At 61.8% G+C, this 12,696-nt stretch carries 11 protein-coding genes; 8 read left to right on the forward strand and 3 right to left on the reverse strand.

The genetic code is table 11. The annotated features are described in order from the left end of the window. Positions 1–235 precede the first annotated feature (235 nt). The 8 genes from GJE22_RS01295 to yihA all read left to right on the forward strand — a co-directional run bounded on the left by GJE22_RS01295 (position 236) and on the right by yihA (position 7,631). Complete coding sequence (locus GJE22_RS01295; protein ID WP_019127603.1) at positions 236–727, forward strand: PTS sugar transporter subunit IIA; 492 nt, start codon at positions 236–238, stop codon at positions 725–727. A gap of 202 nt (positions 728–929) precedes the next feature. Next, positions 930–1,238 (forward strand): PTS fructose transporter subunit IIB, encoded by a 309-nt coding sequence (locus tag GJE22_RS01300; protein WP_019127604.1) that lies wholly within the window; start codon positions 930–932, stop codon positions 1,236–1,238. A gap of 38 nt (positions 1,239–1,276) precedes the next feature. Further along, positions 1,277–2,404: a PTS fructose transporter subunit IIC gene (locus GJE22_RS01305; protein WP_144687284.1), complete on the forward strand. Its 1,128-nt coding sequence runs from the start codon at positions 1,277–1,279 to the stop codon at positions 2,402–2,404. Between the two features lie 165 nt (positions 2,405–2,569). Then, positions 2,570–3,433, forward strand: coding sequence for a class II fructose-bisphosphate aldolase (locus GJE22_RS01310; protein ID WP_144687283.1), 864 nt, complete (start codon positions 2,570–2,572; stop codon positions 3,431–3,433). 129 nt (positions 3,434–3,562) lie between these two features. Then, positions 3,563–4,465, forward strand: coding sequence for a ketose-bisphosphate aldolase (locus GJE22_RS01315; protein ID WP_144687282.1), 903 nt, complete (start codon positions 3,563–3,565; stop codon positions 4,463–4,465). Positions 4,466–4,932: 467 nt separating this feature from the next. After that, a complete protein-coding gene (locus tag GJE22_RS01320) occupies positions 4,933–5,823 on the forward strand; it encodes a MurR/RpiR family transcriptional regulator (RefSeq protein WP_144687281.1) in 891 nt (296 codons plus the stop codon). A 435-nt stretch (positions 5,824–6,258) separates the two neighbouring features. Continuing rightward, positions 6,259–6,990 carry a 5'-methylthioadenosine/S-adenosylhomocysteine nucleosidase gene (mtnN, locus tag GJE22_RS01325; protein ID WP_144687280.1) on the forward strand — a complete coding sequence of 244 codons (732 nt, stop codon included), beginning with the start codon at positions 6,259–6,261 and terminating at the stop codon, positions 6,988–6,990. Between the two features lie 50 nt (positions 6,991–7,040). Continuing rightward, positions 7,041–7,631, forward strand: a complete 591-nt coding sequence (yihA, locus tag GJE22_RS01330) for a ribosome biogenesis GTP-binding protein YihA/YsxC (RefSeq protein WP_019127610.1) — start codon at positions 7,041–7,043, stop codon at positions 7,629–7,631. Positions 7,632–7,933: 302 nt separating this feature from the next. On the opposite strand, the gene GJE22_RS01335 is transcribed toward yihA, so the two are convergent. The 3 genes from GJE22_RS01335 to thrC form a co-directional block, all read right to left on the reverse strand. Continuing rightward, positions 7,934–10,120, reverse strand: a complete 2,187-nt coding sequence (locus GJE22_RS01335) for a YgiQ family radical SAM protein (protein ID WP_144687279.1) — start codon at positions 10,118–10,120, stop codon at positions 7,934–7,936. Positions 10,121–10,237: 117 nt separating this feature from the next. After that, positions 10,238–11,119, reverse strand: coding sequence for a homoserine kinase (gene thrB / locus GJE22_RS01340; RefSeq protein WP_144687278.1), 882 nt, complete (start codon positions 11,117–11,119; stop codon positions 10,238–10,240). 6 nt (positions 11,120–11,125) lie between these two features. Continuing rightward, on the reverse strand, positions 11,126–12,649 hold the full coding sequence (gene thrC, locus GJE22_RS01345) for a threonine synthase (protein ID WP_144687277.1): 1,524 nt from the start codon (positions 12,647–12,649) through the stop codon (positions 11,126–11,128). Between the last annotated feature and the right edge of the window lie 47 nt (positions 12,650–12,696).

Below are 12,696 nucleotides of genomic sequence, written 5' to 3' on the forward strand. Positions count from 1 at the left end.
GCATGCCGCGAGCGTGCATTATGCAGATACGTGCAGGTCGAAGCAGAGAATAATAACGGCTGTCAATAAAATGCTGCTGAATCAATTCTGTTTCATCAAATGAGAAATGCTGAAACCGTTCACCTGAAAAAACCTACCGTTCACCCTAAAACGCCCCATGAATCACAAATATGTTTCACAAGATTGTATAGTTGTGAAACAACGAGGGAGAAAGACATTTGGGAGGAGGAATGTCATGGCAGAGGGAACCCAGGGGTTCAACATCTCCAACGTGATCGACGAGAAGCTCATCGCGCTTGACCTCGACGTGAACACCAAGGAGGAGATGCTCAACGCTCTGACCGACCTGTTCGAGGAGCAGGGAAAGCTCAACGATCGTGAGGGCTTCTTCAAGGATGTCATGTGGCGCGAGGGCGAGGGCCAGACCGGCATCGGTATGGGTGTCGCCATCCCGCACGGCAAGTCCGCGGGTGTGAACGAGACCGCGCTCGCTATCGGCACGTCGAAGAACCCGCTTGCGTGGGAGTCGCTCGACGACGAGCCGGTTACGGTTGTCATCCTGTTCGCCGTTACCGAGGGCGATTCCGACGTTGTGCATCTTAAGCTGCTCCAGCATGTGGCCATGCTGCTCGCGCATGAGAGCTTCGTTGAGAAGCTGCATGCGGTCACGAGCCCGCAGGAGATGCTGGCGCTGCTCGAGTCGAGCCCGGACGACTACGACGATTAGGGGCCGAGCAGGCAGGCGCAGCCGTTCGTCAGCTGAGGAAGCTGCCCTGCGGATGGTCCCGCGCATTCACTGCAGGCAATGAGCGCGCGCAGCCTGATCGCCGGCTGGCAGCGCGTGTGGCTTTGCAACATCCACGGCGCGACGCTATCGCCCGCACGCCGTGGTTGGTAATTGGGGAGAGGCGATAGAGAAGGAGGAGCTCATGAAGCTCGTCGGCGTTTGCGCGTGTACCTCTGGTATCGCGCACACCTACATGGCAAAGGAGAAGCTCGTCAAAGCCGCCCAGGCACTCGGCCACGAGATCCACGTGGAGACGCAGGGCACCATCGGCGTTGAGGACCCGCTCACCCCGGAAGAAATCGCCGAGGCCGATGCCGTCATCCTGGCTGTCGACATCAAGGTCGAGAAGGGCCGCTTCGAGGGCAAGCCCACGCTCGAGATCCCGACCTCGCTCGTGGTGAAGGCCCCCAAGCAGGTCATCCAGAAGGTTGCCGAGTCCATCGGCAAGTAGTCAACCGGCTATATCCCGTGTGAAAGGGGGATTTCCTCATGGCAGGAAAACTGAAGGGAAAGTTCGCTCCCTCCGAGATTAAGAAGCACGTGCTTACCGCCATTAGCTACCTGCTTCCGCTCATCGTGGCCTCCGGCCTGCTCATCGCTATCGGTAACCTTACCGGTGGCGTTACCATCGCTTCGATCGACGAACTCGACGCGATGACGGTGCCCTCGGCGCTCACCACGCTCGGCGGCATGGGCATGGGCCTCATCCCGGCATTCATCGGCGGCTACATCGCCTACTCCGTTGCCGACCGTCCCGGCATCGCGCCCGGCTTCCTTATGGGCATGATCGCCTCGTTCCTGAACTCCGGCTTCCTCGGCGGCCTCATCGGCGGCCTGCTCGTGGGCTACATCGCGCTCGTCATCGAGACCTATCTCAAGGTTCCCAAGTGGGCGCAGGCGCTCATGCCCATGATGATCGTCCCGCTGCTGTCCTCTGCGCTCGGCGGTCTCATCATGTTCTTCGTGCTCGGCACCCCGATCACGATGCTCACCGGTGCGCTGACCAACTTCATCACCGGTCTTGACCAGAGCCAGAAGGCCCTCTACGGCTTCATCATCGGCTGGATCGGCTGCCTGGATTACGGTGGAGCCATCTCCAAGGTCCCGAACCTGATCTGCGACGGCCTCATGGCCGACGGCATCTATGGCCCCGAGGGCATCAAGGTGCTCGCCGCGATGGTCCCGCCCATCGGCGTGACGCTCGGCTGGCTGCTTTCCAAGGCCATCAAGAAGCCGATCTTCAAGTACTCCGAGGAGGAGAACATCAAGATCGCCTTCCCCATGGGCATCTGCATGATCTCCGAGGGCGTCATTCCCATCGCCATGAACGACCTCATCCGTACCGTGATCTGCACCTCCATCGGCTGCGGCGTGTGCGGCGCGATCAGCTTCTCTGCTGGTGTTGAGTCCATGGTTCCCTCCGGCGGCGTCTTCGTGATCCCCGCTATGACCAACCCGCTCATGGCCGTTGTCGCGCTCCTCGTGGGTTCCTGCGTCACCGCCGTGCTCCTGGTGCTCATCAAGAAGCGCCTCACCCCCGAGCAGGTTGACGATCTTGGCATGGCCGAGGACGACACCGAGGAAGAGATTGACCTCTCCGGCTTCAGCCTCTCCTAAGGTTTGCATGCGGCGGGGCTTCGGCTCCGCCGCCGTTTTCCCGGCGCTTGGTGCGGCTTCTGTTCCCGGCACCACCCGCAGCACCCGAGAAGAGTTCGAACGTTCGCCCGCATCCGCCGAACGCACTCGGCATGATGCTCGTACGGTCTAGGAAGGACCCGTTCCATGTATGAATCGATGAAGGGCATGCTCGCTAAGGCCAATGCCGAGGGCTATGCCGTCATGGCAATCAACGCCTTCAACCTCGAGACGGCGCGTGGTGTCATCACGGCTGCCGAAGAGATGAACGCCCCCATCATCATCGACCTGCTTCAGGATCATGTGAAATCGTTCTTCGATTGCGATATCATCACCCAGCCCATCATCAAGATGGCGCAGGCGGCGAGTGTGCCCGTGGCCATCAACCTCGATCACGGTCACGATATCGCGCACCTCAAGCGCTGCCTGCACGAGGGGTTCTCAAGCGTCATGTGCGACGCGAGCGCGCTTTCGCCCGAGGAGAACGCTCGCGTGACGCGCGGCATCGTCGAGCTCGCCCAGACCTACGGCGCCTCTGTTGAGGCCGAGGTGGGCAACATGGGCCGCATCGACGAGAGCGGGGCGGTGCTAACCGATGACGAGATGTACACGAACCCCGATGTGGCAATCAAGTTCATCCAGGAGACCGGCGTGGATGCGCTTGCTGTTTCGTACGGTTCCACGCATGGCGACTATCCCGAGGGGTACGTTCCCACGTTCCACTTCGATATCGTGGAGAAGATCAAGGCGGGGACGGGCGCTCCGCTCGTGCTTCACGGCGGGTCCGGCGCCGGCGAGGAGAACATGCGTCGCTCCGTCGAGGCCGGTATCAACAAGATCAACGTGGGCACGGACTACATGATTGCCCAGCGCGAGTTCGTCGCGAAGGCGCTTGCCGAGAACCCCGGTTACGATTACCCGACGCTCGTCGAGGACAGCTGGAAGGCCGGTATCGAGGTTATCAAGCGCTACATCGAGATTTCCGGTTCTGCCGGGAAGGCTCGCTCGTAAGCAGCGGTGTTACGTTTGCCGCGTGAGGCAGAGGCTGAGATAAAGGACATGTGCCTCGTCTCGCATACGGTGAACAGCACATATGGTTGGTAGTCAACGAGTACGACAAGTAAAAGGAGACATGAGACTATGCTCATCAACATGAACCAGATGCTCAGCGTCGCGAAGGAGAAGCACTTCGCAGTGGGCGCCTACAACGTGTCCGAGAGCAATCTGTTCCGCACCGTGGTCGAGGCCGCTGAGGCCAACGACGCCCCCGCGATCATCGCGGTGCACCCCACCGAGCTCGCCTACTGCAAGGACGATTTCGTCAAGTACATGATCGCCCGCGCTGGCAACAGCCCGGTTCCGTTCGTCATCCACATGGACCATGGCGACAGCATCGAGAGCATCATGCGCGCCGTGCACGTGGGCTTCACCTCCGTCATGATCGACGGCTCTGCTCTTCCGTTCGAGGAGAACATCGCCAAGACGGCCGAAGTCGTGAACTACTGCCACATGGTCGGCGTCTCGGTCGAGGGCGAGCTGGGCACCATCGGTGACACCGGCACCTCCATCGAGGGCGGCATGACCGAGGTCATCTACACCAACCCCGCCGACGCTAAGAAGTTCGTCGAGCAGACCGGCGTCGATACGCTCGCCGTTGCCATCGGCACCTGCCACGGCCTGTATCCCAAGGGCGTCACCCCGAAGCTGCGCATGGACGTGCTCGAGGAGATCACCAAGGTCGTTGACATTCCGCTCGTGCTCCACGGTGGTTCGGGCAACCCCGACAGCGAGATTGCCGAGGCCGTGCGTCTGGGCATCCAGAAGGTGAACATCTCCTCCGACTACAAGAGCGCGTTCTTCACCAAGGCTCGCGAGATCCTCTCCCAGGAGGGCTCCGGCTGGGATCCGAACAACCTCTTCCCCGAGTGCATCGAGGCTGGCAAGGCAGTCATCAAGCAGAAGATGGAGCTCTTCAACTGCGTCGGCGCCGCGAAGTACTATCGCGATCCCGTCATGCCCCAGTGGCGTCAGGAGCTCAACTAGCTCATACGTGCAGCGCGCACTCCCCTGGGGTTGCGTAGGCCGAGCGCTTCGCGTCCTCGCTCCCTAGCCGCTGCATCATCTATGGAGAGGGTCCCATATGGGGCCCTCTTCTTGTCACGCGGGTAGTTGTATCTTGGCAGGGCTTGGGGCGGCTTCGCGGTGTGCGGTGGTCTGCCGGGGTGGGGGCGGTCCGTTCAGCTTGGAGCGGGCTTGTGGCCTGCGATAGCCTGCTGGGGCGGGGCGACCTGCCGGGGCGGGGGCTCGTCCGGCTTGGAGTGGGCTTGTGGCCTGCGATGGCTTGCCGGGCTGGCGGAGGCCTGCCGGGCTGGCGGCGGCCGCGCGGCGACTTCAAGCATAGGGCGGGTTCGTGCGGCAAGGACCGTTCGGCGGGGAGTCGTAAGGAATGCCGCACTATGGCAGCGTAGATTGCTATCATGGGAGCAGAGGACAAAGTTTCGGGAGTTATCATGCAGCGTAAGGGAAGCGTCATCAACGAGATTTGTTTGCTGTACGACCGGCTGAGCGACACCGAGAAGCTCATCGCCGATTTTGTCATGGCGTACCAAGGAGAAATTCCCTCGCTGACCACGCGTGAGATTGCTGCACGAAGCCAGACGTCGGCAGCCACGGTGTCCCGCTTCGTGCGCCATTTGGGATACGAGAGCTTTTCCGAGCTGCGAAGCGCCATGCAGCGCGATAACGGCACGCACGACCCCGATGAGGTTCCACGAAACGTCATTTCGATCGACGCTCCGCGAGCTGCTATGGAGACGGTGCTCCTCGCAAAGAACCGCGAACTGCTCGATACGCTCAATCTCATTAGCGATCAAAATCTTACCTATGCGGTGCGCCTTATTGAGGAAGCCGATTCGGTGGTGTTCGGAGCGGTGGGTAACACCATTCCGGCGGCTCTATCTGCCTCGTTCCTTATCGCTCAGCTTGGCATTCGCTCGCATTGTGCTCCCACAACCGAGGCCATGGTGCTTTCGTCCATGTCGCTCACCAAACGAGACGTGCTTGTTTTCATGTCTAAATCCGGTCACTCTAAGCGGCTAAACCATATGATGGACAATGCCATCGATTCGCAGACGCCTACGATTGTGATCACCAATGTGCCGGACTCGCCGCTTGCGCGCCGTGCGACCTGCGTTCTGCAGACCGCGACGCGCGATAAGATGCTTAACAGCGACCTCCCGTTCTCGCATAACTCCATGAACTTCGTTATCGAGGTCGTGTTCCTGCTGCTTTGTTCCGATATGCCTAACTTCCAAGCGCACGCGGGCTTGCTGTGGAAATCCCTCGGCGATGACAAGGGTGTTTCCGGCGAGGTCTTCGGAGCCACCGGCGGTATGCGGTAGCACATGGGGGTCCTGCCATGGCAGAGCCCCTCGCCTCATGCGAAACGCATTAGTTGATGTCTGCGTTGCGGCTAATCTCAAGAGTTTTTTGCTGTGTCTACATTCTTGGGCAAGAATGTGCCGAAAAGTGGGGGTATTAAAGGCGATTAACGGCACAATCTTGCCCAAGAATGAACAATGAGAAGATGCGGGGATTCACGTACGCATAGGCATGACGGCTCATGGTGGTCACAAAGGTGCCAGCGATAAGTGGCGAGGCGCCACCTTGCGAAGGTGTCAAGGTTCGGCGGATTAATTGCCGTTCAGCGATGAATTTCGACCGTTTGCCTGTTGTGTGTAACATTCTGCCTGCTATCATGGGCTGCTGAATATCGAACGGGTGCGGCTCGGTTCGCGCGGGAAAGGCGCGGCACCCGCCGCGCGGGACGGAGCACTATGGCACGAACGACTGCAATTATCGGCGCGCTCGAGAAAGAGGTGTCGCAGATCTACGATACGCTTTCCGAGCGTTCAATTGTTGAAGAGGCGGGCCTCACCGTTGCACGCGGCACCTTTGAAGGCGTTCGGGTGGTGGCTTGCACGGCGGGCATGGGCACCGTGAATGCCGCTGCAGCGACGCAGCACCTGCTGAGTCGTTACGGGGCGGGCACGGTGATCTTCTCCGGCATTGCGGGAGGGCTTAACCCGGCGCTTCATATCAACGATGTGGTGATCGGCGAGCGCCTCCGCTATCTCGACACCGACACCTCGCTCATTGCCGAGTCGACTCCCGGTTTGGAGGAATTCGCCTCGAGCCCCGTGCTGGTCGATGCTGCCGAGGCCGTGTTGCGCGACAAGGGGTTTGTCGATGCTGCCGTGAACCCCGCCGCGCCTGGCGACGACGCCCCTCGGTACCTGCGAGGAACGATCGCTACGGGCAATCGGTTCATTACGGGCGATCTGCGCGACACCGTGGTGGCTCAGACCAGCGCGGATTGCGCCGAGATGGAGGGCGCCGCGGTCGCGCACATCGCGGCCAAGAATGGCGCCGCGTGCTTGGTGCTGCGTGCAATCTCGGATAACTGCGACGAGTCGTACGATGCGCTTTGCGAGCGCGCGTTCGAACTCGAAGACTACGCGCGGACTGCAAGCAGTGTCGTTCTTGAAATCGTTCGTCGCATCGCATAGCCGAATTGCTCGTAAACAATGAGGACGCTTTCACCACGATAGGAGTTCCCATGGCCGATTCCATTAACTATCAGCTTGCCCATTTTGTGGCGAGCTACGGCAAGGCATCTCAGATTCCGCCGTCTACCTGCCCAGAGGTGAGCTTCGTGGGGCGCTCGAACGTGGGCAAGTCGTCGATCATGAACAAGCTATTTGGCCGAAAGGGCCTGGTCAAGGTGTCGAGCACGCCGGGAAAGACAAGCAATGTCAACTTCTTTGAGGCTGACGGCGTGCATTTTGTTGACCTTCCTGGATATGGCTTCGCGCGTCGCTCCAAGGCGGAGCGCGAGCGCTGGGCGCGTTTGATCGGCGACTTCTTTGACCTTGATCGCAGCTTCAACCTGGTGGTCTCGCTTGTGGACATCCGTCATGACCCGAGTGCCCTCGACCACCAGATGATTGAGTTTTTGCAGGCGGGCGAGTTCCCCTTCGTGGTGGCGCTCACCAAGGCCGATAAGCTCAGTCGTGGCAAGCAGAACCAGCAGCTTGCCGCCATTCGCAAACAGCTCAATGTGCCTGCGGAGGACATCATCGTGACGAGTTCCGAGACGGGCCTGGGCATAGACAAGCTCAAGGAGCGCATCGCTGCGGCGTGTTTGTAAGCGTTAAGGCTGTGCAGTTTGCGCTGAGAAGCCGTTTTGGCCCCCGTTTGGCGGCGGAAATATGTTCGAGGCTCGAGTCGGAAGGTTTTTTAGCAGCCTCCGAGCAACACCCGCTTTTCGCGCGCATTTCCTGCGGCTTTGTTGCCCGTGGAGGCTGGTCTACTTGGGGGTTCGCGAAAAACCTTCCGACTCGAGCCTTGAACTTTTTCTTGAGCGCAATTCCGTGCCGTGAGGGGCCGAAGTCCGTGCCATAAGAGACTGAGGCGGCACCGCTTCGGCGCGCGGGCGTTTCTCCGCACCACCTACCCGCGGTGTCCGCCACGGTTAGCCTCGCGTCCCTGGCCAGCACGGTTGCGGCCCGCAGCATTCGAACCGCGCTTGCCCTGTTGAGCGAATGGGGATTGCTTGCCGGAACCGCGTCGCTCGCTTCGAGTGCGCGCATCATGTCCGCCCTGCTTGGATGAGCTTTGTGCCTGTCCGCCCGTTCCGGAGCCGCGCTTGCTTCCCCCTCGCTTTCCCGGCCCATGCGGCCTCTGTCCCTTGACGGGTGCGATCAAGCATTTCGGCCCGTAACCAATGAGGTCGGTTCGCCCAGCCTTCTGCAGAGCCTCGCGCACGAGTTCGTAGTTCTCGGGCTTGCGGTATTGGATGAGTGCCCGCTGCAGGGCTTTCTCGTGCGCGGTTTTCGGTACATAGACCGGTTTCATGGTGCGCGGGTCCACGCCGGTGTAGTACATGCAGGTAGACATGGTCGACGGCGTGGGATAGAAGTCTTGCACCTGTTCGGGCATGTAGCCCATGTCGCGCACGTATTCAGCGAGTTCGACGGCCTCGCGAAGCGTGCTGCCCGGATGGCTGCTCATGAGGTAGGGCACCAAGTACTGATCGCGCCCAAGCTCGCGGTTCATGGCGCGGTATTCGCCCACGAAGCGGTCATAGACGGCGCGGCTCGGCTTGCCCATCACCGAAAGCACGGCGTCGCTCACATGCTCGGGTGCCACCTTGAGCTGGCCCGACACATGGTGCTCGCAGAGCTCACGCAGGAAGGTCTGGTTGGGGTCGGGGTCCGCGAGAAGGTAGTCGAAGCGGATGCCGCTTCTCACGAAGACCTTCTTCACACCTGGCAAAGAGCGAAGCTCGTGCAGGAGCTGCACGTAGTCGCTGTGGTCGACCTTCATGCTGCGACACACTTTTGGCCATAGGCAGCGCTTGTGTACGCAGGCGCCGCGCGTGAGCTGTTTGGCGCACGCTGGCTGGCGGAAGTTCGCCGTCGGGCCGCCCACGTCGTTGATGTAGCCCTTGAAATCCGGTTCCTGCGTGATGCGCCGCGCCTCGGCTAAGAGCGAGCGGTGGCTGCGTGCCTGCACGATACGCCCCTGGTGGAAGGTGAGCGCGCAGAAGCTGCATTCGCCGAAACAGCCACGGTTGGAGATGAGCGACATCTTTACCTCGGCGAGCGCGGGAACGCCGCCCGCCGCCTCGTAATCCGGATGGTACGTTCGCGTATAGGGGAGGTCGTAAGCCTCGTCGAACGCTTCGGTGGCGAGCGGCTTCGCAGGCGGGTTCTGCACCACGAAGACGCTGTGCGGGTAGGGCTCAACGAGCCGGTTCCCGCTGAACGGGTCCATGTTTTCGTATTGCGTGTTAAAGCTGCGTGCGTAGGTGAGGGGGTCTGCTTCGAGCTCGTCCCAAGAGGGCAGCACCACGGCGTCATAGACCTCGTCGAGCGAGCGGGTGCGGTACACGGTTCCGTCGATGTAGGTGATTTGCTCGATCGGCAGACCGGCGTCGAGGGCCTCGGCGAGCTCGATGATGGGGCGTTCTCCCATGCCGTAGAGGATAAGGTCCGCGCCAGAATCGAGCAGCACGGAGCGCTTCAAGCGATCCTGCCAGTAGTCGTAGTGCGCGAGGCGCCTGAGGCTCGCCTCGATGCCGCCCAAGATGATGGGCGTGTTCTTGAAGGTGCGCCTGATGAGATTGCCGTACACGATGGTCGCATGGTCGGGGCGCGCGCCCATGCGGCCGCCGGGTGTGTAAGCGTCGGTGCGGCGGCGGTGCTTGCTCACGCTGTAGTGGTTGACCATGGAGTCCATGTTGCCCGCCGAGACGAGGAAGGCAAGCCGCGGCTCGCCGAGCGCCGCGATGCTTGCGGGGTCGCGCCAGTCGGGTTGGGCGATGAAGCCCACCTTGTAGCCGTGCGCCTCGAGCAGCCGGCAGATGATGGCCGCCCCGAAGCTGGGATGATCCACGTAGGCGTCGCCGCAGATGTAGACGAAGTCGCATTGGTCCCAGCCGCGGGCCTTCATGTCGGAGCGCGTGGTGGGGAGGAAGTCTGCTCGTGCGAGGCCGAGCGCCGTGGGGCCCGTGGGGTCGATGTTGGGGGTGTGCGCCGCGCCGTGCTTACCCGGCCGCGACGCGCCCTGCGCCGCGCTACCCGCGCGCTTCTGCGGTCGCGATGGCTTCTTTTGCTTGGACGAGGCGTTCTGCATGGTGCTCCTGTTCAGATGTAATGCTCACATCCTAGCAGAGGCGGCATGCAGGCAATGTGTTGAAGCGCTTGGCCGCGAGCCCACGTTTGTCACCGGAGGGCATGCCGCTCACGCACGCTACAGGTACTCGATCTGCGCGCCCTGGGTGTCGCAGGTGAGGATGTGCGTCTCGCACGTGGGGAACTGCTCGCGCAGGCGCACCTGCAAAAACTTCGCCACGATGGTGTCGTCGGTTACGGCCATGAGCGTGGAGCCCGAACCGCTGATCCAGATGGTCTTCGCCCCGCCCTCAAGGCAGGTGGCGCGAACCGCATCGTAGTCGGGGATGAGCTTGCGGCGGTACGGCTCCTGCAGGCGGTCATCGTTGGCGGCGGCGATAAGCTCGGTGTCGCCGGTTTCGAGCCCCCGCGTGAGCCCCGCGATGCGGCCCATCTGCCACACGGCCGTGCTGAGCGGCACCTCCTGCGGAACAACCTTGCGCGCCTCGCTTGTATGCACCTCGTAAGGCGGGATGATGGTGATGAACCGCAGCCGTTCGCTCACGTTGTAGCGAAGGCAGCGCGGCAGCTCGCCCTCGGGGGTGAACGAGCACACGGCGGCGCCAAGGAGCGCGGGCGCAACGTTATCGGGGTGCCCTTCGAGCGCGGTCGCCATGGCGACGAGCTCCTCGCGTGTCACGGTGCGGCGCGTGAGCGCGGCCGCGCCCATGATGCCCGCGACCACGCACGTTGAGCTGGAACCCAAGCCGCGGGCAACGGGAATCTCGGTCTGGATGTCAATAGAGATGGGGAAGGGCTCCATGCCCCACTGCTCAAGTGCCTGTTCAAAGGCCACGTAGACCATGTTGTCACGGTTTTGGAACTCTTCCGGGCAGCCGGTGATCGTGAGCGTATCGGCATGGTCGAAGGTGAAGTGGGAATAGAGCGAGACCGCCATGCCGAGCGTGTCGTAGCCAATACCGAGGTTTGCGCTCGTTGCGGGAACGGTAACTTTGATCATGCGAAATTACCTCTGTCCTAATTTTGCATGGCAGGCGTGCTCGACGTAGGAGGCCATGCCGTCCACGTCCACCACGTCGTCGTGCAGCACGGCGGCTTGTTGCAGAGTGGCGAGCTGCACGGGCGGGGTGGTGCCGGTCGCCTTAGCCAGGACCTCCATGCAGGCGAAATCGTCCGCGGGCACGTCGAGGCCGAGCGATTCGGCCACGGCGCGCGGGAACTTATACGGGCTCGCAGTCGAGAGCAGCACGCGGGCGCGGGCCGCGGGCGCGGCGGGAACCTGCTCCAACACGTGGTAGCCGCACGCGGTGTGCGGGTCGATCACGTAGCGGTGGTCGCGCCAGCAGGAACCGATAGCCGCTCGGACCTCGTCTTCATTGGCCCAGCCGCAGGCGAACACCTCTTGGATGCGGGCGAGGAGTTCGGCAGGCACCTCGTAGCGGCCCTCATGGGCGAGCTGCTCCATGAGCGAGGCCACAAGCTCGCAGTCACCGTCGCTCAGGTAGTAGAGCATGCGCTCGAGGTTGCTGGAGATGAGGATGTCCATGCTCGGCGAGATGGTGGTGAAGAACGGGCGCTTGCGGTCGTAGACGCCGGTGGTGAGGAAGTCGTAGAGCACGTTGTTCTTATCGCTCGCTACGATGAGCTTGGCAACGGGCAGGCCCAGGAGCTTGGCGTAGTAGCCGGCGAGCACGTCGCCGAAGTTGCCCGTGGGCACGCAGAACTCGACCTCGTCGCCCGCCTCGATGGCACCGGCGCGCAAGAGCTGCGCGTATGCGGCGAAGTAGTAGACAACCTGCGGCACCAGGCGCCCAACGTTGATGGAGTTGGCGCTGCTGAGCACCACGCCGCGCTCGGCCAGGCGCTCTGCGAGCTCGCGGTCGGCGAAGATGCGCTTGACGGCGCTCTGGGCGTCGTCGAAGTTGCCGCGAACGCCGCACACCGAGACGTTATCGCCCGTCTGGGTGGTCATCTGGAGCTCCTGAACGCGGCTCACCTTGCCCTCGGGGTAGAAGACGGTGATGCCCGTGCCGGGAGCGTCCGCAAAGCCGGCGAGCGCAGCCTTGCCCGTGTCGCCCGAGGTGGCGGTTACGATCATGATGCTCTCTGTCGGAGTATCCGAGGCGCTTCCCGTTCGCGCCATGAGGCGCGGCAGCATCTGCAAGGCCACGTCCTTGAAGGCGCTCGTGGGGCCGTGGAAGAGCTCGAGCACGAAGGGCTGGCGGCCCTCTTCAGCCTCATGGCCAACAAGGGGCACGAGAGGGGTGACTTCGGCCGAGGCGAAGGTGCCGTCGTACGCTTCATGCACGCACGCGGCGATTTCATCCGCTGTGTAATCAGGTAGTAACAATTGGAGCACCGAGTTCGCAATGTCTGCATAGGACTGCTCGGCAAGGCCTGTTACGTCGAGTTTTTCCGAACCGAGCGCGTCCGAGACGAAAAGCCCGCCGTCTGGCGCGATTCCTGTGCGAATCGCTTCCTTAGCTGTGCACGACACCGCACGTGAACGTGTACTATGATACGAATTCATGTGAAGCTCCTCGTAGGCCCCGGTGTTAGCAATACGCTCATGGTATC

This window comes from Enorma shizhengliae, assembly GCF_009676995.1.
In the GTDB taxonomy this organism is placed as follows: Bacteria; Actinomycetota; Coriobacteriia; order Coriobacteriales; family Coriobacteriaceae; genus Enorma; species Enorma massiliensis.